Raw genomic sequence first — 22,504 nt, 5'->3', positions numbered from 1 at the left:
CCCGCGGGCGCGGCGCCGGAGGGCCGCTCACGCCTTGGGACGTCGCCCGAGCAGCCGTTTGCCCGCGAGGACCACGGCCGTGCCCGCCGCCAGGACGAGGACCCCCTTGCCGTACCCGCCGGCGGCCCCGCCGTCCGCCGGGTCGCCGGAGGCTCCCGGGGCGGCCGAACGGCCCCCGGCCGGGGCGGGCGAGGCGGGCGGGGTGGCCGCGCCGCCGGGGGCGGGGGCCACGGGGACGGCCACGACCTTGCTGTTCGCGCCCTCCGCCCCGAACATCAGGGTCTTGCCGTCCGGGGTGTAGGTCACCGACTCCGCCTGGCCCTGCCAGGGCGCGCCGACGCTCTCGCCCGCGCCCTCGGTGCGGCCGTCCTTCCACGGATAGCTGCGGGCGGTGAAGTACCCGCGCAGGGTCAGCCGGTTCCCGTCGGGGGAGAAGGCCCCGTCCGTCACCCACGGCACGTCCCCGACCCGCCGGAAGACGTTCTTCCCGTCCGCCGACAGCCGCTCGGGCCCCTCGTATAGTCCGCCCTTGGTCTCGTTCTTGCTCGCGATGTACACCCGGCCCGTCACCGGATGGACCATCAGCGCCTCGGCGTTGCGCGGCCCTTCCTCGTACGTGACGGTGAACTGCTCTGCCTTGACGGTGGCGTCGCGCAGTTCCTTCGGCTCGGGGAACCGGTAGATCCAGACGTGGTCCCAGGTGCCGTCGCGGTTGTCCCCGATGTCCCCGACGTACAACTGCCCGTCCGGGCCCAGCGAGATGGCCTCGACGTCGCGGGGCTTGCCGATCCCGGTCAGGGTCACCCGGGCCACGGTCCTCCCGGTCGCTGAGTCCACCCCGTACACGTACGGGCCGTCGTCGCTGTCGTTGTGCGTCCAGTACACGCCCGGGTGGATCCGGCTCGCCGCGAGCCCGCTCGACTCGGTGACGCGGGGGTCGGTGATGGTGAAACCGGAGGGGCCGGACGCGCCGGGGGCCCCGGACGCGAGGGCGGGCGCCGCCGACAGCGGCAGGGCGCACACGACCGCGGCGGCGACGGTCGCGACGGCGGTGGCGAGGGCGGCGGACGGGACGGTCGACCGGGGCAGCAGGCGCATTCCCCCAGCCTGCCGGCCCGATGCGCGTGTTCGGCATCACAGGGGTGCCTGTCGGGTGATCGGCGATGATGACCGGATGCGTTTCATGTTCGTCGGCGACTCCATGACCATCGGACGCGCCGGCGACTGGACCTGGCGCTACCGCATGTGGCGCCACCTCCAGGACACCCTCGGCGCCCCCTTCGAGATCGTCGGCCCGCGCACCGCGCTCTACGACACCTCGACGGACACTCCCACCAGCGAGGCCTACGCCGCCCCGGACTTCCCCGCGCCCGCCCGCCGCCACCTGGCCGGCTGGGGCGAGGGCTGGCAGCACATGGCCCCCCTCATAGGGCCGGCCGTCCGCGCCGCCGAACCGGACGTACTGCTCGTCTCCCTCGGCCTGATCGACCTCGGCTTCTACACGAAGGCCGAGCAGACCGCCGCCAACCTCCGCGGCTTCGTCGCCGCCGCCCGAGGGGCCCGTCCGGGCGTGCGGATGGTCCTGATGCCGGTGATACCGAACGTCCGCGCCGAGTCGGACGCACCCTTCGCCGAGGAGGTCGCCCGCTTCAACGAACTGCTCGCCAAGGCCGTCGCCGACCTGACGGACGCCACCTCGCCGATCCTGCTCGCCGCCCGCCCGCAGGCGTACGACATCCACCGCGACACCTACGACGGCACCCACCCCAACGCCGACGGGGAACACCGCCTGGCCGGCGAGTTCGCCGCCGTCCTCCACCAGGCCTGGGGCGTCGGCGGCCCCTACCGGCACACCCCGCAGGCGTAACACGCCCGTCACGACCGGGTCTTGCTTCGAGCGCACTCCAGGCAGTTGGCTTGGGCCCATGAAGTACACGCAGCTCGGACGCACGGGACTCAAGGTCAGCCGACTCGTTCTCGGCACGATGAACTTCGGTCCCCAGACAGACGAACCCACCAGCCACGGCATCATGGACAGCGCCCTCGACGCCGGCCTGAACTTCTTCGACACCGCCAACGTCTACGGGTGGGGCGAGAACAAGGGCCGCACCGAGGAGATCCTCGGCACCTGGTTCGCGCAGGGCGGCGGGCGCCGCGAGAAGACGGTCCTCGCCACCAAGGTCTACGGCTCCATGGCCGCCGAGGGCGACCCGTGGCCCAACTACGACCGGCTCTCGGCGCTCAACATCCGCCGGGCCGTCGACGCGAGCCTCAAGCGGCTCCAGACCGACCACATCGACGTCTACCAGTTCCACCACGTCGACCGACAGACCCCCTTCGAGGAGATCTGGCAGGCCGTCGAGGTCCTGATCCAGCAGGGCAAGATCCTCTACGCGGGCTCCTCCAACTTCCCCGGCTGGAAGATCGCCCAGGCCAACGAGACCGCGAAGCGCGGCGGCCGGCTCGGCCTGGTCAGCGAGCAGTGCCTCTACAACCTCGCCGAGCGGCGCGCCGAGATGGAGGTCATCCCGGCCGCGCAGGAGTACGGCCTGGGCGTCATCCCCTGGTCCCCGCTGCACGGCGGGCTGTTGGGCGGGGCGATCCGCAAGTCCGCCGAGTCGGGGCGCACCGCCTCCGGCCGGTCGGCGGACGCGCTGGCCAACAGCGCGGTGCGGGCGCAGGTGCAGGCGTACGAGGACCTCCTCGACAAGCACGGCCTGGAGCCCGGCGACGTGGCCCTGGCGTGGCTGCTGAGCCGTCCCGGCGTCACCGGCCCCATCGTCGGACCGCGCACGCCGGAGCAGCTCGCCTCCGCGCTGCGGGCGCTGGAGCTGGAACTGTCGGAGGAACTGCTCGCCGCCCTCGACGAGATCTTCCCCGGCCCGGGCGCCTCGCCGGAGGCCTTCGCCTGGTAGACCGGGCCGTGCCCGCGTCGCTCGCGGTGGTGGCTACTGGCCCACGGCGGCCGCCACCGCGACGACGACGAACATCAGCACGAGCACACCGGCCATGACACGGTTTCTGGTCTTCGGATCCACCCGTCGAGACTAACGCGACCGGCCCCCGGGCCCGTGCCGGGGGCTGCGAGACTTCCGTCATGGTGACCGTGGAGGACGTACGGCGGCTGGCCCTGGCGCTGCCGCGCAGCGAGGAACACCTCGTCCGCGACCGGGTGAAGTTTCGCATCGGCCGCATCGTGTACCTGGCCCTGTCCCGCGACGAGAGCGAGCTGGGCTTCGCCTTCCCCAAGGAGGAGCGGGCCGCGCTGGTCGCCGCCGAACCGGAGAAGTTCTTCCTGCCGGGCACCGGGGACATGCGCTACCACTGGGTGGAGGCCCGGATGGCCGCCCTGGACCCCGCCGAACTGGCGGAGCTGGTCACCGAGGCCTGGCGGATGTGCGTCCCGGCGAAGGTGGCCCGCGCCCACCTCGGGACCCCCGAGGACGCGCTGCCGCCCGCGCCCGGAGCCGCCCGGCTACGGGCCGCCGCCGAGGTGTTCGGGGCCTTCCCCGGGGTGGACCGCAGCTGGCTCGCCCTGGTCGAGGACACCGCCCCCGGCCCGGACCTGGCCACCGCCGCCCACCGGGCGGTCCTGCACCGCTGGCTCAACTCCTGGGGCTGCCGCCTGCGTTATCCCCGACCGGGGGAGCCGGACCCGCTCGACACCGGGCTCGACGCCTGGTGGACCCGGCACGCCCTGACCGGCGACGGCCTGCCCTCGGCGCCGCTCGCGGAACTGACCGACCGCGACGTCGCCGCCCTCGCGGTCGCGTACGGGGAGCTGTCCGCGCTGCCGCTCGGCCGGCGCACCCTCGGCCCGACCGCCGCCGCGAAGGCCCTCTTCGCGCTCCGGCCGCGCACCGTGATGCCGTGGGACGCGGCCATCGCGACCCGGCTGCACGGCGGCCGTGACGCCGGGGCCTTCGCGCGCCACCTGCGCACCGGCCGGGCCTGGGCGCGGGCGGCGCTCGCGGAGACGGGCCTGACCGAGGAGGCCCTGACCGCCGACCTGGGACGCCCCGGGCTGCCGCTCGCGAAGGTCCTCGACGAGTACTTGTACGTCACCCTGAGCCACCGCTCCGGCGCCGCTCAGCCGGTCCCGGTGCCCGCCAGGGGCCAGGCGCCGACCACCTCGTAGCGGGGCTGTTCGCCCGGGACCCCGTGGACGGGGAGGTTGCTGCGCACCAGGCTGAGGGTGTCCACCCGCCAGGGCGCGCCCTCGAAGCCGGCAAGGGCCTCCACGGCGGGCCGCAGGTCGGCCCCGTCGTGGCCCCGGGCGAGCGTGAGGTGCGGGGTGTAACGGTGGTGCTGCTCCATGGGCACCCCGGCCCGTCGGGCGGCGGCGTCGGCCCGCTCGGCGAGCAGCCGCAGCGTGTCGATGCCGCCGGCGGCCCCGACCCACAGGGCGCGCTCGCCGAAGTGGCCCGAGCCGTGGATCCGGAGCCCGAAGGGGGCCGTACGGGCCGCCGCGCGGGCCAGGCGGGCGTGCAGGTCGGGCAGGAGCGCCTCGGGGACCTCCCCCATGAAGGCGAGCGTGAAGTGCCAGCCCGCCTCGGCGGTCCAGCGCAGCCGCTCCCCGCGCGGCACGGGAGCCAGGGCCGAGCGGAGTTCCGCGACGGCGGGGGCGTCGGGCAACACGGCGGCGAACAGCCTCATGCCCCGACGATATCCCGCCCCGCCCGCCCCCGATCGGGCGACGGCGACTGGGCCGGCAGCAGGGGCCGGGGCAACGGCAGGGGCAGGGGCAGCGGCCGGGGGCGGTGCGGCCCCCGGCCGGACGCTACGCCGCCGTGGCCAGCTCGCGTGCGCGGGTCGAGGGCACGAAGGCGATGCCGTGGCGGTCCAGACGGACGCGCAGGTTGCCCACGCGGGCCAGGACGGCGGCGACGCCCAGAGCCGCCAGCAGCGAGATCGCCCCGCCCGAGGCCATGCCCACCCGGGCCCCGTAGGTGTCGGTGACCCAGCCCACCAGCGGGGCCCCGACCGGGGTGCCGCCGGTGAAGACCATCATGAACAGGGCCATGACCCGGCCCCGCATCTCGGGGTCGGTCGCCATCTGGACGCTGGAGTTGGCGACGACATTGACGGTCAGGCCGAACATCCCGACCGGCACCAGCAGCGCCGCGAACAGCCAGAAGCCGGGGGCGTACGCCGTCACCAGCAGCAGCCCGCCGAACAGTGCGGCGGCCGAGACGAGCAGCCGCAGCCGAGCCTGGCCGCGTCGGGCGGCGAGCAGCGCGCCCGCCAGGGAGCCGGCCGCGATCAGGGTGTTGAACAGCCCGTAGGTGCCCGCGTCGCCGTGGAAGACGTCGCTGACGTAGGCCGACAGCCAGATCGGGAAGTTGAACCCGAAGGTGCCGATGAAGCCGACCAGGACGATCGGCCAGATCAGCTCGGGCCGACCCGCCACGTAGCGCAGGCCCTCCCGGAGCTGGCCCTTCGCCCGCGGCTGCGGGGTGACGGGGTGCAGGTCCCGGGTCCGCATCATCAGCAGCGCGGCGATCGGTGCGGCGAAGGACAGGCCGTTCAGCAGGAAGGCCCAGCCGGAGCCGACGGCGGTGATGAGTACACCGGCGATCGCCGGGCCGACCAGCCGCGCGGACTGGAAGTTGGCGGAGTTCAGGCTGACCGCGTTCGCGACCTGCGCCGGGCCGACCATCTCGGGTACGAAGGTCTGGCGCGCCGGGTTGTCCACGACGGTGACCAGGCCGAGCAGGAAGGCCGCGAGGTAGACGTGCCACACCTGGACGTGTCCGGCCAGGGTGAGGACGGCGAGGGCGATGCCGGTCAGGCCCATCGCGCCCTGCGTGGCGATCAGCAGCGGTCGCTTCGGCAGCCGGTCGGCGAGGACGCCTCCGTAGAGGCCGAACATCAGCATCGGCAGGAACTGCAGGGCGATCGTGATGCCGACGGCGGAGGCGGATCCGGTCAGGGACAGGACCAGCCAGTCCTGGGCGATGCGCTGCATCCAGGTGCCGGTGTTCGATACGACCTGGCCGGTCGCGAAGAGTCGGTAGTTGCGGATCTTCAGCGAGCCGAACATGGAGTTCGTGCCCGCCGGGACCGCGGTAGAGGGGGTGGATGTGTGGCCGGGTGCGGAGTCTGCTCCGGTTCCCGTACTCAAAAGCGTTCGCCTCCAGGCGTCGTTCCTACAGGTGCGCGAGCTTCTCCAGGACGGGGGCGGCCTCGCGGAGCTTGGCCCACTCGTCCTCGGACAGCTCGGCGGCGAGCCCGGCCAGGAAGGCGTTGCGCTTGCGACGGCTCTCTTCGAGCATCGCCTCGGCCTCCTCCGTCTGGCTGACCACCTTCTGGCGGCGGTCGTCGGGGTGCGGTTCGAGCCGGACCAGTCCCTTGGCCTCCAGCAGGGCGACGATGCGGGTCATCGACGGGGGCTGGACGTGCTCGCGCCGGGCCAGCTCACCGGGGGTGGCCTGGCCGCATCGGGCGAGGGTGCCGAGCACCGACATCTCGGTCGGGCTCAGCGATTCGTCGACGCGCTGGTGCTTCAGGCGTCGGCCCAGCCGCATGACGGCGGAGCGGAGGTCGTTCACGGCGGCAGCATCGTCGCCATGGGAAAGGTCAGACATGTCTTTAGAATAACTCATTACTCTTCCTAAGGAACACCGGGTATCCCCCTGCCCCTCCCGTCACTCGTACGGGTGAGTCGACGGCGGAAAGTGACGCGCGTCCGCACCCTGTGGCCCGACCCTTTCGGCATGGGGACACATGTGCTGAGCATGCGCATAGACGGGGAGCTGCTGGAGCGGCTCCGGCACCATGCCGCCAAACGCGGAATGAGCGTCCAGGACTATGTCGTCCGGACGCTCATTCGCGATGACTTCGACGAGCGGTTCAAGACCGCCGTCGACGAGACAGAGAAGTTCTACGGTCTGACGTGACCGCCGTGGGCGGCCTGCGTCCGGCCCCTGGGGCCTAGGTGAGGCCGAGCGCCGGCATGGCGTAGTAGAAGACGAACACCGCCGAGACGACGTACATGGCGACCGGGACCTCGCGGCCCCGGCCCGTCGCCAGTCGCAGGACGGCGAAGGTGATGAAGCCGATGCCGATGCCATTGGTGATCGAGTAGGTGAAGGGCATCGTCACCATGGCCAGGAAGGCCGGGACGGCGACGGTGAAGTCGCTCCAGTCGATGTCCTTGACCGAGCCCGCCAGGATCAGGAAGCCGACCGCCACCAGGGCGGGGGTGGCGGCCTGCGAGGGCACCATCGTGGCGATCGGGGTGAGGAACAGCGCCACGGCGAAGAGGGCGCCCGTCACCACGTTGGCCAGGCCCGTACGGGCGCCCTCGCCGACGCCGGCCGTGGACTCCACGAAGCAGGTGGTGGCGGAGGAGGAGGTCGCCCCGCCCGCGGCGACGGCCAGGCCGTCGACCAGCAGCACCCGGTTGATGCCCGGGAAGTTGCCGGCCTTGTCGATCAGCTTCGCCTCGTCGCCGACGCCGAGGATGGTGCCCATCGCGTCGAAGAAGCAGGACAGCAGCACGGTGAAGACGAACAGGACGCCCGTCAGCAGGCCGACCTTCTGGAAGCCGCCGAAGAGGCTGACCTGGCCGACGAGCCCGAAGTCGGGCGCGGCCACCGGGCTGCCCGGCCACTGCGGGACGGTCAGGCCCCAGGCCAGGTCCGGCAGGTCGGTGATCAGCTGGACGGCGACCGCGATCAGGGTCATGGCCACGATGGAGATCAGGATCGCGCCCGGGGTCTTGCGGATCAGCAGCGCGAGGGTCAGCAGCACCCCGACGGCGAAGATCAGGACCGGCCATCCGTGCAGGTGGCCGCCCGTGCCGAGCTGGAGCGGGACCGTGGTGTGCGCGAGGTCCGGGATGCGGGTGACGAAGCCGGAGTCGACCAGGCCGATCAGCATGATGAACAGGCCGATGCCGATCGCGATGCCCTTGCGCAGGCTCAGCGGCACGGCGTTCATGACCCGCTCGCGCAGGCCGGTGGCGACCAGCAGCATCACCACGAAGCCGGCGAGGACGACCATGCCCATGGCGTCCGGCCAGCTCATCCGCGGGGCCAGCTGGAGGGCCACGACGGTGTTCACGCCGAGGCCGGCGGCCAGCGCGATCGGGACGTTGCCGATCACACCCATGAGGAGGGTGGTGAAGGCCGCCGTCAGCACGGTGGCGGTGACCAGCTGGCCGCTGTCGAGCTGGTGCCCGTACATGTCCTTCGCGCTGCCCAGGATGATCGGGTTCAGCACGATGATGTAGGCCATCGCGAAGAAGGTCGCCAGGCCGCCGCGGACCTCCCGGGCGACGGTCGAACCGCGCTCGGAGATCTTGAAGTAGCGGTCCAGGGCGGTGGTGGGGGCCGCGGCGGGTGCCGAGGTGCTCATGCGGTCCTCAAACTGGTCGATTTAGTGGTTCGTACGAATAAATCAGGCCGTAGGCAAACCGTTTCAGTATGAACACATGAACGAGCGGCCGTCCATCTCCGCGCGTAGACCCGTTTTCCGGCCACCTAGACTGACGGCATGGCGAAGTGGACTGCGAAGCATGAGGCGCCCGAGCCCCTGGAGGGGCCGGTCGTCGCTACCGTCACGGGCGGCACGATCCTCTGGTTCGCCCTGTTCCTCGTTCAGCTCCCCTTCTACGGGTGGTTCGCGGACCGGGAACTCCTGTGGTGGCTGTGGACCTGCGCGGCCGGTGGCGGGCTCGGCCTGATCGGCGTCTGGTACGTCCGGGGCCGCGACGCCGCCCTCAAGCGCCACGCGGCCGAACGCGCCGCCGCCGAGCCCCCGGCGCGGGCCGCCGGGGATTCCGCTGGCGAGCGGGACCGATAGGGCGGCGAAGCCCGCCGTACCTGCGGACGATTCCACTCATCCTGAAGTCGGATCTTCCGACCGCTCGGCGGGTGAACCGTTGGAACGCCCTTTACCGTCGAAAGCATGACGCAGCGGGCAGGGATCGACCATGACGGGCCGGAGCGGTCCGGCGCCGCCATCGACGCGGGGGCCGAACTGGATCCCGTCCACCCCATGAAGCCCCCCGCCCCCCGCTTCAAAGCGGGCGGCCTGACCACCGCCGAGGTGGCCGAACGGGTCGCCCGGGGAGAGGTCAACGACGTCCCCGTCCGCTCCTCGCGCTCCACCGCCGAGATCGTCCGCGCGAACGTCTTCACCCGCTTCAACGCCATCATCGGCGTCCTGTGGGTGATCATGCTCTTCGTCGCGCCCATCCAGGACAGCCTCTTCGGCTTCGTGATCATCGCGAACACCGGCATCGGCATCATCCAGGAGATGCGGGCCAAGAAGACCCTCGACGGCCTCGCCGTCATCGGCGAGGCCAAACCCAGCGTCCGCCGCGACGGCGCCACCTCCGAGATCTCGACCTCCGAGATCGTCCTCGGCGACGTGATCGAACTCGGACCCGGCGACAAAGTCGTCGTCGACGGCCGCGTCGGCGAGGCCGAAGGCCTGGAGATCGACGAGTCCCTCCTCACCGGCGAGGCCGACCCCGTCCTCAAGAAGGCCGGCGACCCGGTCATGTCCGGATCCTTCGTCGTCGCCGGCGGCGGCGCCTTCACCGCCACCAAGGTCGGCCGCGAGGCCTACGCCGCCCAGCTGGCCGAAGAGGCCTCCCGCTTCACGCTCGTCCACTCCGAGCTGCGCTCCGGCATCTCCACCATCCTCAAGTACGTCACCTGGATGATGATCCCGACCTCGATCGGCCTGATCATCAGCCAGCTCGTCGTCAAGGACAACAACCTCAAGGACTCCATCGCCCGCACCGTCGGCGGCATCGTCCCGATGATCCCCGAGGGCCTCGTCCTGCTGACCTCCGTGGCCTTCGCCATCGGCGTCATCCGCCTCGGCCGCCAGCAGTGCCTGGTCCAGGAGCTGCCCGCCATCGAGGGCCTCGCCCGCGTCGACGTCGTCTGCCTCGACAAGACCGGCACCCTCACCGAGGGCGGCATGGACGTCACCGAGCTGCGCCCCCTCGGTGGGGCGGACCCGGCCTACGTGCAGAAGGTGCTCGGCGCCCTCGGCGAATCCGACCCGCGCCCCAACGCCAGCCTCCAGGCGATCATCGACGCCTACCCCGACAGCGCCGAATGGCGCTGCACCGAGTCCCTGCCCTTCTCCTCCGCCCGCAAGTACAGCGGTGCCAGCTTCAGCGAGGGCGACGGCGAGAACAACACCTGGCTGCTGGGCGCCCCCGACGTGCTCCTGCCCGCCGGCGACCCCGCCCTGGAGGAGATCAACGGCCTCAACGAGCAGGGCCTGCGCGTCCTGCTCCTGGCCCGCTCCGCCCGCGAACTCGACCACGCGGGCGTGGCCGAGGGGGCCCGGCCGACCGCCCTCGTCGTCCTCGAACAGCGCCTGCGGCCCGACGCGGCCGACACCCTGCGCTACTTCGAGGACCAGGAGGTCAAGGCCAAGGTCATCTCCGGCGACAACGCCGTCTCCGTGGGAGCGGTGGCCGCGAAGCTCGGGCTGCCGGGCGCCGAGAACACCGTCGACGCCCGCAAGCTCCCCACCGAGCAGGCCGAGATGGCCGCCGTCCTCGACGAGAACGCCGTCTTCGGCCGGGTCACCCCGCAGCAGAAGCGCGACATGGTCGCCGCCCTCCAGTCCAAGGGCCACACGGTCGCCATGACCGGCGACGGGGTCAACGACGTCCTCGCCCTCAAGGACGCCGACATCGGCGTCTCCATGGGCTCGGGCTCGGAGGCCACCCGGGCGGTCGCGCAGATCGTCCTGCTCAACAACAGCTTCTCCACCCTCCCCTCGGTGGTCGCCGAGGGCCGCCGGGTCATCGGCAACATCACCCGCGTCGCGACCCTCTTCCTCACCAAGACGGTCTACTCCGTACTCCTGGCCGTCCTGGTGGTCTGCTCGCAGGTCGAGTACCCCTTCCTGCCGCGCCACCTGACCCTGCTGTCCACGCTCACCATCGGCATCCCGGCCTTCTTCCTGGCCCTGGCGCCGAACAAGGAGCGCGCCAAGCCGCACTTCGTGAAGCGGGTCATGCGCTACGCCATCCCCGGCGGGGTCGTCGCCGGCGTCGCCACCTTCGTGACGTACGTGATCGCCCGCGCCCACTACAGCGGCCCCGACGCCCTCAAGGCCGAGACCAGCGCCGCGACGCTGACCCTGTTCCTCACCTCGATGTGGGTCCTGGCGATCATCGCCCGCCCCTACACCTGGTGGCGGGTGGGCCTGATCGGCGCGATGAGCGGGGCCTTCCTGATCGTGCTCGTCGTCCCCTGGCTCCAGGACTTCTTCCAGCTGGAGCTGGAGGGCGTCACGATGCCGTGGATCGCGGTCGCCATCGCGGTGGTGGCGGCGGCCCTGATCGAGTTCGCCTTCCGCTGGGTCACCCGGAAGTTCCCCGCCTGAGGGCTGTCCCCGGCCCCCCAACTCCCCCGTGACCAGGCATGCCTATGATCGATGCCCGCAACGGGGAGGTACGGCATGTCGGACGGTCTGGGCCAGTGGAACGGCGGCCCGACGGGCGCCGGTACGAGCATCCGGGAGGCCTGAGATGGGACGGCTCCGGGACAGGTGGACGGGGACCAGGTACCCCGACGTCGACGTCAGGGCCCTGCCGACCACGGAGTTGAGGGAAGCGCTGCTCGCGTTGGGCGGCCCGGACAGCGGCTTCCGCGTGCGGCAGGGGTTCGGCAAGGAGAAGGCCGACGTCGTGGCGGAGCGCCGGGTCCCGGAACTGGACCTGAACGTCAAGATCCGGATGCGACTGGTCCCGATGAGCCGCGAGGTCGTCACCATCGAGGAGCAGTGGGGGCGGGAGGTCTCGCACGACGGGAGCAAGGTGCGGACCTACGGCCGTGGGGGTTCGACCCGGATCGCCCGCCAGTGGGAGATCCGGAAGGGCCCCGACGGGCGGCGGCGCCTGGTCGAGACGTTCCGCTACAGCTCACGGGAGATGAAGGACCCCCTGCGGAGCGCGGTGCTCGACGCGGGGTGGACCTGGCGCGGGGTGCTGTTCCGGTTCTGAGGGGACGCGACGGGCCCCCCGGGGACGCACGGACGCACGACGGGCCCCCACGGGGGCGCCGCCGGCCCCCGGGGGAGCGGCGGACCCCCGGGGAGGCGGTCTCAGTCGAACCAGCGGTCGCGGGCCAGTTCCGGTGTGCGGGAGGGGTCCTCCAGGAGGGCGGCGACCTCGAAGCGGCGCGGCCACTGGCCCGCCGCCCAGGCCAGGGCGGCGGCCACACCCTCCAGGGTGGAGGCGTGCAGCGTGCCGTCCGGGGTGCGGCGCCAGTCCAGTTCGGTGCCGCCCGCGATCAGCTCCTCGTGCTCCAGGTACGTCGCCGGGGTCGCCGGACCCAGCAGGGCGCGCACCGACTCCGGCACCTCGTGCTCCTCGCCCGGCGTGCTCACCTCGGCCGGGACGGTGTCCGACAGGCGGCGGACCTGGAGGAGTTCGGCGAGGTCGGCCGCCCGGGACGGGGAGACCGGCAGGAGCGGCAGCCCCCGCGTCAGCGGCAGGAGGTCCGGGGCGTCGGCGATGACCGCGTCGGCGGCGTCGACCACGACCACCTGCCCGTCCACCACCGCGCGCAGCTCGTCGGGCAGGGTGACCTGCTCGGGGTCCAGGTGGGCCAGCGCCCCGTAGAGGCCGTGCAGTTGTCGGCCGGTGACCTCGCGGTCCGGGTCGGCGAGGCGGCCCAGCAGCTCGGCGGCGCCGCCGGGCTCCTCCAGGAGGGCGCGGGCGGTGGTGCGTACGCCCAGCGCCCGCAGGACCTGCTCGTCCTCGAAGCCGGTGGCGTCGGCGGGCGCGTAGAGGCCCTCCAGCAGCGGGTCGCCGCCCGCCGCCCGCAGTCCGGCGGGGCGGCGGCCGTCGAGCACCGGGTGGTCGCGCAGCCACCAGGCGGTGTACGAGCGCACGGACTCGGTGGTGCCGTCCGGGAGCAGGATCCGCACGGGCTGGGTCAGGGCGTCGCGCAGCGGGGGCTGGGCCAGCATGGCCAGGGCCTGGGGCCAGCGGTCGTCGTCGACGAGGTCGAGGTCGCGCACGGCGACCAGCTCGGTGGCCACGGGCGGGACCGGGGTGTCGGGGAGCTGGTCGAGAAGGTCCTCGCACCAGACGTCGACGGCGTCCAGCAGTCCGGCGTCGTCGGGCTCGGCGAAGTCCCCGTCGCGGGGCTCCAGTTCGTCCGGGTCCAGGACCACGTCGGTGGCGCGGACCAACTGGAAGAAGGTCAACACCCCGCAGGCGGCCAGGGTTTCCTCGTCCCAGCGCGCCGCCAGCTCGGCATCCAGGTACGGGATCTCGTCCTCGCGCAGTACGGAGGCCAACGCGCTGCCCGCGAGCAGGAGTTCACCGGCCGGGGTCGGCTCGCCGTCCTCATCGGGCAGGGCCAGGGCGCCCAGCCAGGGCTCGTCCCCGGCGCTCAGGCCCGCGTCCCGGACCAGGGTCAGGACGGTCTCGGCCAGCTCGTCGGGGTCCAGGACGTCCGCGTCCTCGTCCCAGATGTCCCCGGCGTCCAGCGAGGCGGCGACGGCGGCGCGGACCTGCGGGGTCGTCAGGACGGCCCGGGCGGTGGCGGGGAGGGCGCCGAGCTTCTCCAGCAGCGGGTGCGCGGCGTCGGGGTGGGCCACCTTGAGGCCGAGGCGGGCCAGGTTGACCGGGGTGTCGGCGTAGGGGAGCAGGACGTGGCGGGGCCCGATGGTGGTGCGGCCGTCGGCCAGCGGTACGGGGAGCCCGGACAGCCGGTCGGGGTCGACCCCGGCGAGGGTGTCGTAGAGGCGGTGCCACCAGTCCGGGGTGCGCTCGATCCCGGCGATCCGCTCGATGGCGTCGCCGAGCGGCAGCCGGCCCACCCCGAGGGTGCGCAGCTCGGAGCGGCGCTCCAGCCCGGCGGGGAGCAGGGTCGGGAGCACCTCGGCGAGGACCCGTACGGTGTCGGCGCCGGCGCCCTCGACGACCTCGGCCTCGAAGGGGCGCAGGGCGTGGCGCTCCCGCGCGGCGGTGGAGTCGTCGGAGGCCGCGAGGTCCCCGGAGGCCGCGAGGTCCTCGGCGGTCGCGGTGTCCTCCGCCTCCGCGGGGGCGGCCGGTGCGGCGGGGGCGAGGAAGGCGGTGCGGGGCAGGCGGGCCAGGACGGCGCCGCGCAGGGCGCCGTCCAGCTCGCCCTTGCCGAGCGGGCCGGGGACGAGGTCCACCAGGGCGGTGCTCACCGGCTCCCAGGTGCCGAGGAGTTCGGCGTACGCGTCGGCCGCGCGCTCGACGAGGAAGTCGGTCAGCGGTCCGGGCGCGGGGTGGCGGCGGGTGGGGTCCAGGGGCAGGGTCGCGATGAGCAGCCCGGGGATGCCGAGGGGTTCGTCAGTGGGGGTCGGGGCGTGCACGAAGGGAGCGGTGCGGGGGTGTTCGGGGGCGCCGTCGAGGTCGACGGGGACGGCCCAGGTGACCGCCCAGGCGGGCCGGAGACGTTCCTCCAGGGGCCGGTCGGCGAGGAGCGCGGGCTCCAGGGGGCCGGTGTGGCGGACGGTGCGCCAGCGGTGGGTGCCCGAGGCGGAGTCCTCGATGACGGTGTACGGGCCCTCGGTGCGCCGGTAGAGGGTCCGGGAGCCGCCCGCCGGGGTGTCGACGACGACCTCGCGCAGGCCGGGCAGGGTCAGCAGGAGGGCGTCGTCGATCCCGGCGAGGAGGCGTTCGGCGAGGTCGGCGGCGGCGGCGTCGCGCAGCGGGAGGACCACGACGGTGTCGTACCCCTCGGGGGCGGTGCCCTCGGCGGGCAACGGCAGGCGCAGCAGCGGGACGTGGCCGTCGCGGCGGCGCAGTTCGTCGCCGAGGCCGGGGCTGCCGCCGGCGGCTTCGCGGGCCAGCTCGCGCGCTTCGGCGAGGGACCAGCGGACACCGCCGTGGCGGCCGAGGACGGCGGGCTCGTCGGAGACGGCCAGCACGGCGGCGAAGCCGACGCCGAAGCGGCCCACGGCGTCCGACGCGTTCTCCCGCTTGGCGGAGGCGCGCAGGGTGCTGAGGGACTCCACGCCGGTGGCGTCGAGCGGGGCCCCGGTGTTGGCGGCGGCGAGGACGGCGGGCCCGTTCGCGTCGGCGGGGTGCAGGGTCAGCCTGAGCCGGCCGGGCACCTGCGCGCGGGCCGCGGCGTCGGCGGCGTTCTGGGCCAGCTCGACGACGAGCCGGTCCCGGTAGCCGCCGAGCGCCAGGTCCTCTTCGGCGTTGGCGTCCTCCCGGAAGCGGGCCGGGCCGGCGCCCCAGGCATCCAGCACCGCGCGCCGCAGTCGGGCCGTGCTGAAAGGGTCCACGCCGCTCCGGGCCGCCGTCACTCGCACGCTCACGCCGCTGCCTCCAAGATGTGCCGGGTTCGGGACCAGTTCCTGCCCCGAACGCCTGAAGGTATCGCGTGTGGGGTTACGCCTTGCCCGTGAGGTGGGCGAACACGACCACGTTGGAGTCCCAGTGGCGGTCCGCGGTGAGGTTGCCGCCGCAGGTGATGAGGCGCAGCTCGGCCTTGCCGTGGGTGTCCCCGTAGACCTTGTCCGAGGGGAAGGCGTCCTTCTTGAAGGTGTCGACCTCGTCCACGGCGAAGACGGCCGTGCTCCCGTCGGTGCGGTGCACCTCGATCTGCCCGCCCTTCTTGAGGGACTTGAGGTTGAAGAACACCGCCTTCGGGGCCTGCGGGGTGTCCATGTGGCCGACGATCGCGGCCGGTCCGGCCTCGCCGGGGGTGGGGCCCTGCTGGTACCAGGCCGCGTCGTCGGGCTTGGCGAAGTCGGGCTCCCGCATGACGCCCCGGTCGTCGAGGCCGACGGTGTCGAGGGGGGCGTCGACCTTGATGTCCGGGATGGTGACGCGGTCCGGGACGGACGGGGCGAGGGAGGAGGCGGCCACGGCGTTGACGGGCTTGACCTCCGAGGAGCCGGCGGCGGAGGAGCAGCCGCAGGCGAGGGAGGCGGCGAGGGCCGTGGCCCCGGCCAGGGCGGCCGCGCGGCGTGCGCGGCGGCCGCCCCGGCCCGGGGCACGGTGGGGGATCCGCTCAGCCACGGGTGGACTCGGCGACGTAACCGACGGGTGCCTGACCGGTGTTCACGGAGCCGCGGGGCGTCTTGTGGTCGCTCGGCTTGAGCGGCTTGACGTCCGGGTTCACGTGCGGGTTCACGTGGGTCTTCTTGTCCGGGGTGGACTTGCCCTCGGTGGAGAACTTCACGGTGTCGAACTTCTTGCCGCCCGCGTAGGCGTCGACGCCGTAGTAGCCGGACTTGACGTCCTGGGCGACGGTGGCGGTGCCGGTGAAGGTGCCCTTGCCGTCGCTCTTGAGGTTGACCTGGCCGCCGGCGAAGGCGAGCGACTTGACGGACGCGTCCTTCGCGGAGGTCTTGACGGTGACGACGACCTTGTCCCCGGCGCGACCGAAGTCCGTGGAGAGCTGGACTGTGGAGGGCGCGGGGGTGGGCTTGGGGGAGTCGGCCTTGACGTGCAGCTGCGCGGTGGCCTGGAGCTTCTGTCCCTCGGGGCCGGTGCCGACGAGCGAGACGCCGTAGTCGCCGTCCTTGACGTCGGCGATCGTGGCGCTGACGCCCCTGCCGTCGGTCATCTTGACGTTATTCAGGGCCGAGGAGGAGACGGAGAGGTTCGTCGAGCCGTCCGGGACCTCCATGGAGAGGGTGACGGAGTCACCCGGCTTGACCGGGGAGGTGGGCACCGACAGGGCCGCGTGGGCGGGCTTGGGGGTGGAGCTCGCGCTCGCGCTCGCCGAGGGAGAGGGGGACGCCGTGGAGTCGGCGGCGAAAGCGGTGGTGGCGCCGCCGAGAGCCATCGACGAGGCGAGGGCGATCGCCGAGATGGTGAGTGCCTTGCGCATGTGATTCCTCCTGAACGGGCCGGGGCTTCTTCCCGGCACATCAGACATGAGGGACATCGCGGGGCATTCGGTTGCGTGGGGTTTTCGGGTCGGCGAGGGGCCCGCCGAAGGTCCCGAGGGGTGAATCCGCAGGCCGTGCGAGGGATCGGGAAGGTCCGTTTGCGGTCTCTTTGCCCCCATTTTTGGGACCAAAGTCCCGGCCCCAGCCCCGGAACCGACATGCGCGGCGCCCGCCGCCGCGAACGCCGGAGCCCCCGGCGACAGGAGGTCGCCGGGGGCTCCGGGGAAAACTACGGTCCGACGGTCAGAGCTGCTCGATGACGTAGTCGACGCACGCCGTCAGCGCCTGCACGTCCGCCGGGTCGATCGCCGGGAACATCGCCACGCGCAGCTGGTTGCGGCCCAGCTTGCGGTACGGCTCGGTGTCCACGATCCCGTTGGCGCGCAGCACCTTCGCGACCGCTGCCGCGTCGATGTCGTCCGAGAAGTCGATCGTGCCGATGACGGCCGAGCGCTTGTCGGCGTCCTGCACGAACGGGCTCGCGTACTTCGAGGACTCGGCCCAGCCGTACAGGTTGCGCGCGCTGGCGGCCGTACGACCGGTCGTGAACTCCAGACCGCCCTGGTCGTTCATCCACCGCAGCTGCTGGTCCAGCAGGAAGAGCGTGGACAGCGCCGGGGTGTTGTACGTCTGGTTCTTGAGCGAGTTGTCGATCGCCGTCGGGAGCGAGAAGAACTCCGGGATGTGCCGGCCGGAGGCGTGCACGCGGGCGGCGCGCTCCAGGGCGGCGGGGGAGAACGCCGCCAGCCACAGGCCGCCGTCGGAGGCGAAGGACTTCTGCGGGGCGAAGTAGTAGACGTCGGTCTCGGTGATGTCCACCGGCAGACCGCCGGCGCCCGAGGTCGCGTCCACCAGGACGAGCGAACCGGCGTCGGCGCCCGCGACGCGCTTGATCGGCGCCGCGACACCCGTCGAGGTCTCGTTGTGCGTGTACGCGTACACGTCCACGCCCGCCTCGGCGACCGGCTCGGGGTGCGTACCCGGCTCGGAGGAGATCACCGACGGCGCGTCCAGCCACGGCGCGAGCTTCGCGGCCGTGGCGAACTTCGAGGAGAACTCGCCGAAGGTGAGGTGCTGCGACTTCCGCTCGATGAGACCGGCGGTCGCGACGTCCCAGAAGGCGGTGGAGCCGCCGTTGCCCAGGATCACCTCGTAGCCCTCGGGGAGGGAGAAGAGGTCCCTGAGGCCCTGACGCACCGATCCGACCAGGTTCTTGACCGGGGCCTGGCGGTGCGAGGTTCCGAGCAGGGAGGTACCGGTGGCGGCGAGGGCGTCCAGCGCCTCGGTCCGCACCTTGGAGGGGCCCGCGCCGAAGCGTCCGTCGGCGGGCTTGATGTCAGCGGGAATCCGGATCTCAGCCACGAGCGGAGCGTATCGGGTCGCGCACCGCGCTTCGAAGGCGAGTCCACCCGATGAGACGCACGGTACCGGTGGGAGGCTGAACGCGTGACGTCTACCGGTGAACTCGAACGGACATTGCGGGCGAACGTGCGCGGCGAGGTGGACTTCGGTGCCGCCGCGCGGGCCCTGGTCACCATGGACGCCTCCAACTACCGCCGCGTCCCGCTCGGCGTCGTCGCCCCGCGCGACGCCGAGGACGTGACCGCGGCCCTGAGGGTCTGCGCCGACGCGGGCGTCCCCGTCGTCCCCCGGGGCGGCGGCACCTCCATCGCCGGACAGGCCACCGGGACCGGCGTGGTCCTCGACCTCACCCGGCACATGGACGCGGTGCTCTCCGTGGACCCCGCCGCCCGCACCGCCGTCGTCCAGCCCGGCCTCGTCCTCGACCGGCTCCGCGACGCCGTCCGCCCCCACGGCCTCACCTTCGGGCCCGACCCCTCCACCCACTCCCGCTGCACCCTCGGCGGGATGATCGGCAACAACGCCTGCGGAGCCCACTCGGTGGCCTGGGGCACCACCGCCGACAACGTCACCGAGCTGGCCGTCACCACGTACGGCGGCACGCACCACCGTCTCGGCACCGGATGGGCCGGAGCCCCGGCGGGACTGCGGGAACTGATCGCCGGGAACCTCGCGGTCCTGCGCACCGGGATGGTGCCCGGCGTCGCCGACGGCTTCTCCCGACGGATCTCCGGCTACGGCGGCCTCGACGCCCTCCTCCCCGAGCGCGGCGTGGGCCTCGCCCGGGCCTTCTGCGGCAGCGAGGGCACCCTCGGGGTGGTCACCGAGGCGGTGGTGCGCCTCGTAGAACTCCCCGCCGCGCCCGTCCTCGTCGTCCTCGGGTACGCCGACGAGAGTGCGGCGGCGGACGCGGCCGCCGGCCTCCTCCCGTACGGCCCGCTCACCGTCGAGGGCATGGCCGCCGACCTCGTACGGGGCGCCACCGGGCTCCCCCGGGGCGGCGCCTGGCTGTTCGTGGAGATGCCCGACGAGGGCGCGGGCCGGGCCCTGCTCCGGGCCGCCGACGCCCTCGACGCCACCCTCCTCACCGACCCGGCCGGGCAGCGCGCCCTGTGGCGGATCCGCGAGGACGCCGCCGGCACCGCCACCCGCACCCCGGACGGCTCGATGGCCTGGCCGGGATGGGAGGACTGCGCGGTGCCGCCCGCGCGGCTGGGCGCGTACCTGCGCGCGTTCCGACGGCTCCTCGCCTCCCACGGGCTGCGCGGGACCCCGTACGGGCACTTCGGCGAGGGCTGCGTCCACGCCCGCATCGACTTCGACCTCGTGACGGGCGAGGGCGTGGCCCGCTTCCGCGCCTTCTCCTCCGACCTGGCCGACCTCGTGGTCGCCCACGGCGGCTCCCTCTCCGGCGAACACGGCGACGGGCAGGCCCGCGCGGAGCTGCTCCCGCGCATGTACGGCCAGGACGTGATCCGGCTCTTCGGCGCCTACAAGGACCTCTGGGACCCGGCGGGCGGCATGAACCCCGGCATCCTCGTCCGCCCCGCCCGCCTCGACGAGAACCTCCGCTTCGCCGTCCTGCCCGCGACCCCCTTCGCCGCCGACGTCGCCCGCTGCGTCGGCGTCGCCAAGTGCCGCACGACGGAGGTGGGCGGACCGGCGGTGATGTGCCCCTCGTACCGGGCCACGGGAGAGGAACGGCACTCCACGCGCGGCCGGGCCCGACTGCTCCACGAGATGCTGGCCGGGGAGGTCGTCCGGGACGGGTGGCGCTCCCGGGAGGTCGCCGACGCCCTCGACCTGTGCCTCGGCTGCAAGGGCTGCCTCAGCGACTGCCCCGTGGGCGTCGACATGGCCTCCTACAAGTCCGAGTTCCTCCACCGCCACTGGTCGGGGCGGCTGCGCCCGCTGTCCCACTACCTCCTGGGCGGCCTCCCGACCTGGCTCCGCCTGCTCTCGGCCCTGCGCCTGACCCGCCCGGCCGGCTCCCTCACCCGCCTCGGACTCCCCCTCCCGGGCCTGACCCGCGAACGCCCCCTGCCGGCGCCGGCGGCAGTCCCGTTCAGCCGGTGGTGGCGGGGGCGGGGGGTTCGGGTCGGCGGGGGCGGGGGTGCGGTGGGTGCGGGTGCCGTGGGTGCGGATGTGGGTGCTCGTGTCGTCGGTGCGGGTGCCGGTGCCGTCGTCACCGTGACCCTGTGGCCCGACACCTTCACCGAGCACCTCGGCCCCGAGGTCGGGCGGGCCGCCGTCGCCGTGCTGGAGGCCGCCGGGCTCCGGGTCGAGGTGCCCCGCCGCAGGGTGTGCTGCGCCCTGACCTACGTCTCCACCGGCCGCCTGGACACGGCCCGGGCCGTCCTCCGCCGCACCCTGGACAGCCTGGACGCCCCGGGGGAGCCCCGGGGCCCCCTCGTCGTCCTCGAACCCAGCTGCGCGGCGGCCCTGCGCGCCGACCTCCCCGCCCTGCTCCCGGACGACCCCCGCGCGCACCGCCTCGCCGCGACCGTCCGCACCTTCGCCGAGACCCTGGAGGAGTACGCCCCCCACTGGACCCCGCCCCGCCTGGACCGGCCCGTCGCCGGCCAGACCCACTGCCACCAGCACGCCGTCCTCGGCGACGCCGCCGACCGCCGCCTGCGCGAGCGCGCCGGCCTGACCGGGGAACTCAGCGGCGGCTGCTGCGGCCTGGCCGGCAACTTCGGCTTCGAACCGGGCCACCACGCCGTCTCGGTGGCGTGCGCCGAGGAAGCCCTGCTCCCGTCCCTGCGCGCCGCCGCCCCGAACGCGGCCGTCCTCGCGGACGGCTTCTCCTGCCGGACCCAGATCGACCAGCTGTCCGACCGGCGGGCCCGCCACCTGGCAGAACTCCTGGCGGAGGCGCTCCCCACCCCGACCGACCGGCCCGTGTGAGGAACCCGTGTAAGGAAAACGAAGCCGTCATGCTCCTTACCGACGGCTTAGTCTGGAGAGATGCCCGCACCCTCCTCCTCCCCGGCGACCACCGCCGCTGCCGGCGCCCCCGCCACCACCCAGGCCGGGCCCGACGCCACCCCCGCCCGCGGCGGCCCGGTGGCCTTGGTGGTCGCGGCCGGGATCTCGGTGCAGTTCGGAGCCGCCATCGCGGTCATGATCATGCCCAGGGTGGGCGCCGCCGGCGTCGTCAGCCTGCGCCTGGCCGCCGCCGCGCTGGTGCTGCTCGCCGTCTGCCGGCCCAAGCTCCGCGGTTACGGCCGCGCCGACTGGGGCACCGTCGTCGCCTTCGGGGTGGCGCTGGCCGGCATGAACGGCCTCTTCTACCAGGCCATCGACCGCATCCCGCTCGGCCCCGCCGTGACCCTGGAGGTCCTCGGCCCGCTGGCCCTGTCCGTGATCGTCTCCCGCCGGCTGGTGAACCTGCTCTGGGCGGCCCTCGCCCTCGCCGGGGTCGTCCTGCTGTCCACCCACGGCGGAGGCGGCTTCGGCGGACTCGACCCGCTGGGCGCGGCGTACGCCCTCGGAGCGGGCGCGATGTGGGCCGCGTACATCGTCTTCAGCGCCCGTACCGGACGCCGCTTCCCCCAGGCCGACGGCCTGGCCCTGGCCATGGCGCTGGCCGCCGTGCTGTCGCTCCCGCTGGGCATCTGGGAAGCGGGCACCGACCTGCTGCGCCCGAGCACCCTCGCGCTCGGCCTCGGCGTCGCGGCCCTGTCCTCGGTGCTGCCGTACACGCTGGAACTCCTCGCGCTGCGCCGGATGCCGGCGCCGACCTTCGCGATCCTGATGAGCCTGGAGCCGGCCATCGCGGCGACCGCGGGCTTCCTGCTCCTGAACCAGGCCATGTCCCCGCTCGACGCCCTCGCGATCGCCCTGGTGATCACGGCCAGCATGGGCGCGGTCCGCTCCCAGATCGGCCGCCGAAACCGCCCGGCGGCCTGAGCCGGGGCGGGGGCTGCGGGGGAACCTCGGCGGGGTGCCGTTGACCGGTTTCGCGGATGGTGTGGGGGTTTCCCGCCAGTCCACTGTCCTTCCGTGCCGGTCCGATTTTTCAAGGGCGCTCACTGCGTTCGCGTCGCTACGCGATTTCGCTGCGCTCCACCCTTGACCGACCGGCCCGTCACGGAATGCCAAAGACTGTCGGGAAGCCCCCAAAAGAACGGGCTGGTCTGAACGAGGGAGGAGCGGCCCCGTCATAGGCAATGGGACGGCCGCTTCGGCGACCAGACCGGGCATCCGGGTCCCTCGCAGAACCTTTCAGGACGGTGGAGACGGCCCACGCACCATGCCGTGC

At 73.3% G+C, this 22,504-nt stretch carries 18 protein-coding genes; 9 read left to right on the top strand and 9 right to left on the bottom strand.

Annotation, left to right across the window (positions count from 1 at the left end):
• Nucleotides 1-27 precede the first annotated feature (27 nt).
• Nucleotides 28-1,098 carry a WD40 repeat domain-containing protein gene (locus ACIOD1_RS05215; protein WP_401900200.1) on the bottom strand — a complete coding sequence of 357 codons (1,071 nt, stop codon included), beginning with the start codon at nt 1,096-1,098 and terminating at the stop codon, nt 28-30.
• 76 nt (nt 1,099-1,174) lie between these two features.
• Between ACIOD1_RS05215 and ACIOD1_RS05210 the strand changes: the two genes are divergently transcribed.
• The 3 genes from ACIOD1_RS05210 to ACIOD1_RS05200 all read left to right on the top strand — a co-directional run bounded on the left by ACIOD1_RS05210 (nt 1,175) and on the right by ACIOD1_RS05200 (nt 4,138).
• Nucleotides 1,175-1,867: a GDSL-type esterase/lipase family protein gene (locus ACIOD1_RS05210; protein WP_365620317.1), complete on the top strand. Its 693-nt coding sequence runs from the start codon at nt 1,175-1,177 to the stop codon at nt 1,865-1,867.
• A 58-nt stretch (nt 1,868-1,925) separates the two neighbouring features.
• Nucleotides 1,926-2,915: an aldo/keto reductase gene (locus tag ACIOD1_RS05205; RefSeq protein WP_365620314.1), complete on the top strand. Its 990-nt coding sequence runs from the start codon at nt 1,926-1,928 to the stop codon at nt 2,913-2,915.
• A 182-nt stretch (nt 2,916-3,097) separates the two neighbouring features.
• A complete protein-coding gene (locus ACIOD1_RS05200) occupies nt 3,098-4,138 on the top strand; it encodes an MmcQ/YjbR family DNA-binding protein (protein ID WP_365620312.1) in 1,041 nt (346 codons plus the stop codon).
• Here ACIOD1_RS05200 and thpR read toward each other — a convergent pair.
• The 3 genes from thpR to ACIOD1_RS05185 form a co-directional block, all read right to left on the bottom strand.
• Nucleotides 4,090-4,656: an RNA 2',3'-cyclic phosphodiesterase gene (gene thpR, locus ACIOD1_RS05195; protein WP_365620309.1), complete on the bottom strand. Its 567-nt coding sequence runs from the start codon at nt 4,654-4,656 to the stop codon at nt 4,090-4,092. The two genes, ACIOD1_RS05200 and thpR, sit on opposite strands and share 49 nt — an antisense overlap.
• A gap of 124 nt (nt 4,657-4,780) precedes the next feature.
• The gene (locus tag ACIOD1_RS05190) at nt 4,781-6,124 is read right to left on the bottom strand and encodes an MFS transporter (protein WP_365620306.1); all 1,344 of its coding nucleotides are present in this window, start codon (nt 6,122-6,124) and stop codon (nt 4,781-4,783) included.
• 25 nt (nt 6,125-6,149) lie between these two features.
• Nucleotides 6,150-6,587 carry a MarR family transcriptional regulator gene (locus ACIOD1_RS05185; RefSeq protein ID WP_365620303.1) on the bottom strand — a complete coding sequence of 146 codons (438 nt, stop codon included), beginning with the start codon at nt 6,585-6,587 and terminating at the stop codon, nt 6,150-6,152.
• Nucleotides 6,588-6,716: 129 nt separating this feature from the next.
• On the opposite strand from ACIOD1_RS05185, the gene ACIOD1_RS05180 reads away from it, so the two are divergent.
• A complete protein-coding gene (locus tag ACIOD1_RS05180; protein ID WP_266574969.1) occupies nt 6,717-6,899 on the top strand; it encodes a ribbon-helix-helix protein, CopG family in 183 nt (60 codons plus the stop codon).
• A gap of 34 nt (nt 6,900-6,933) precedes the next feature.
• Here ACIOD1_RS05180 and ACIOD1_RS05175 read toward each other — a convergent pair whose 3' ends face one another.
• A complete protein-coding gene (locus ACIOD1_RS05175; RefSeq protein WP_365620300.1) occupies nt 6,934-8,361 on the bottom strand; it encodes an NCS2 family permease in 1,428 nt (475 codons plus the stop codon).
• 138 nt (nt 8,362-8,499) lie between these two features.
• Here ACIOD1_RS05175 and ACIOD1_RS05170 point away from each other — a divergent pair, with 138 nt between their 5' ends.
• The 3 genes from ACIOD1_RS05170 to ACIOD1_RS05160 all read left to right on the top strand — a co-directional run bounded on the left by ACIOD1_RS05170 (nt 8,500) and on the right by ACIOD1_RS05160 (nt 11,986).
• A complete protein-coding gene (locus ACIOD1_RS05170; protein ID WP_365620298.1) occupies nt 8,500-8,808 on the top strand; it encodes a DUF2530 domain-containing protein in 309 nt (102 codons plus the stop codon).
• 105 nt (nt 8,809-8,913) lie between these two features.
• Nucleotides 8,914-11,367, top strand: a complete 2,454-nt coding sequence (locus ACIOD1_RS05165) for a cation-translocating P-type ATPase (protein ID WP_365620295.1) — start codon at nt 8,914-8,916, stop codon at nt 11,365-11,367.
• Between the two features lie 145 nt (nt 11,368-11,512).
• The gene (locus ACIOD1_RS05160; RefSeq protein ID WP_401900195.1) at nt 11,513-11,986 is read left to right on the top strand and encodes a hypothetical protein; all 474 of its coding nucleotides are present in this window, start codon (nt 11,513-11,515) and stop codon (nt 11,984-11,986) included.
• Between the two features lie 101 nt (nt 11,987-12,087).
• Here ACIOD1_RS05160 and ACIOD1_RS05155 read toward each other — a convergent pair whose 3' ends face one another.
• The 4 genes from ACIOD1_RS05155 to serC all read right to left on the bottom strand — a co-directional run bounded on the left by ACIOD1_RS05155 (nt 12,088) and on the right by serC (nt 18,237).
• A complete protein-coding gene (locus tag ACIOD1_RS05155; RefSeq protein WP_401900490.1) occupies nt 12,088-15,285 on the bottom strand; it encodes a sacsin N-terminal ATP-binding-like domain-containing protein in 3,198 nt (1,065 codons plus the stop codon).
• 79 nt (nt 15,286-15,364) lie between these two features.
• Nucleotides 15,365-15,997 carry a class F sortase gene (locus tag ACIOD1_RS05150; RefSeq protein WP_365620288.1) on the bottom strand — a complete coding sequence of 211 codons (633 nt, stop codon included), beginning with the start codon at nt 15,995-15,997 and terminating at the stop codon, nt 15,365-15,367.
• Nucleotides 15,990-16,814, bottom strand: a complete 825-nt coding sequence (locus tag ACIOD1_RS05145; protein WP_401900193.1) for a hypothetical protein — start codon at nt 16,812-16,814, stop codon at nt 15,990-15,992. Before ACIOD1_RS05145 ends, ACIOD1_RS05150 begins: the two co-directional genes overlap by 8 nt.
• Before the next feature lie 304 nt (nt 16,815-17,118).
• Nucleotides 17,119-18,237, bottom strand: a complete 1,119-nt coding sequence (gene serC, locus ACIOD1_RS05140) for a phosphoserine transaminase (protein ID WP_365620282.1) — start codon at nt 18,235-18,237, stop codon at nt 17,119-17,121.
• Between the two features lie 84 nt (nt 18,238-18,321).
• Here serC and ACIOD1_RS05135 point away from each other — a divergent pair, with 84 nt between their 5' ends.
• Nucleotides 18,322-21,147: an FAD-binding and (Fe-S)-binding domain-containing protein gene (locus ACIOD1_RS05135; RefSeq protein ID WP_401900192.1), complete on the top strand. Its 2,826-nt coding sequence runs from the start codon at nt 18,322-18,324 to the stop codon at nt 21,145-21,147.
• A 60-nt stretch (nt 21,148-21,207) separates the two neighbouring features.
• Nucleotides 21,208-22,152 carry an EamA family transporter gene (locus ACIOD1_RS05130; protein WP_365620277.1) on the top strand — a complete coding sequence of 315 codons (945 nt, stop codon included), beginning with the start codon at nt 21,208-21,210 and terminating at the stop codon, nt 22,150-22,152.
• The last annotated feature ends 352 nt before the right edge of the window (nt 22,153-22,504 follow it).

The sequence above is a fragment of the Streptomyces sp. NPDC088097 genome (genome assembly GCF_044741845.1).
In the GTDB taxonomy this organism is placed as follows: Bacteria; Actinomycetota; Actinomycetes; order Streptomycetales; family Streptomycetaceae; genus Streptomyces.
Note: the sequence above shows the minus strand (reverse complement) of the source record. Positions and strands in the feature narration are given on the sequence as shown.

Excerpts from the sequence above, each read along its gene's own strand:
- ACIOD1_RS05215 (WP_401900200.1), bottom strand. The coding sequence starts at position 1,098 with ATGCGCCTGCTGCCCCGGTCGACCGTCCCGTCCGCCGCCCTCGCCACC.
- ACIOD1_RS05170 (WP_365620298.1), top strand. The coding sequence starts at position 8,500 with ATGGCGAAGTGGACTGCGAAGCATGAGGCGCCCGAGCCCCTGGAGGGG.
- ACIOD1_RS05160 (WP_401900195.1), top strand. The coding sequence starts at position 11,513 with ATGGGACGGCTCCGGGACAGGTGGACGGGGACCAGGTACCCCGACGTC.
- ACIOD1_RS05210 (WP_365620317.1), top strand. The coding sequence starts at position 1,175 with ATGCGTTTCATGTTCGTCGGCGACTCCATGACCATCGGACGCGCCGGC.
- ACIOD1_RS05175 (WP_365620300.1), bottom strand. The coding sequence starts at position 8,361 with ATGAGCACCTCGGCACCCGCCGCGGCCCCCACCACCGCCCTGGACCGC.
- ACIOD1_RS05200 (WP_365620312.1), top strand. The coding sequence starts at position 3,098 with ATGGTGACCGTGGAGGACGTACGGCGGCTGGCCCTGGCGCTGCCGCGC.
- thpR (WP_365620309.1), bottom strand. The coding sequence starts at position 4,656 with ATGAGGCTGTTCGCCGCCGTGTTGCCCGACGCCCCCGCCGTCGCGGAA.
- ACIOD1_RS05185 (WP_365620303.1), bottom strand. The coding sequence starts at position 6,587 with ATGTCTGACCTTTCCCATGGCGACGATGCTGCCGCCGTGAACGACCTC.
- ACIOD1_RS05145 (WP_401900193.1), bottom strand. The coding sequence starts at position 16,814 with ATGCGCAAGGCACTCACCATCTCGGCGATCGCCCTCGCCTCGTCGATG.
- ACIOD1_RS05205 (WP_365620314.1), top strand. The coding sequence starts at position 1,926 with ATGAAGTACACGCAGCTCGGACGCACGGGACTCAAGGTCAGCCGACTC.
- ACIOD1_RS05180 (WP_266574969.1), top strand. The coding sequence starts at position 6,717 with ATGGGGACACATGTGCTGAGCATGCGCATAGACGGGGAGCTGCTGGAG.
- ACIOD1_RS05165 (WP_365620295.1), top strand. The coding sequence starts at position 8,914 with ATGACGCAGCGGGCAGGGATCGACCATGACGGGCCGGAGCGGTCCGGC.
- ACIOD1_RS05130 (WP_365620277.1), top strand. The coding sequence starts at position 21,208 with ATGCCCGCACCCTCCTCCTCCCCGGCGACCACCGCCGCTGCCGGCGCC.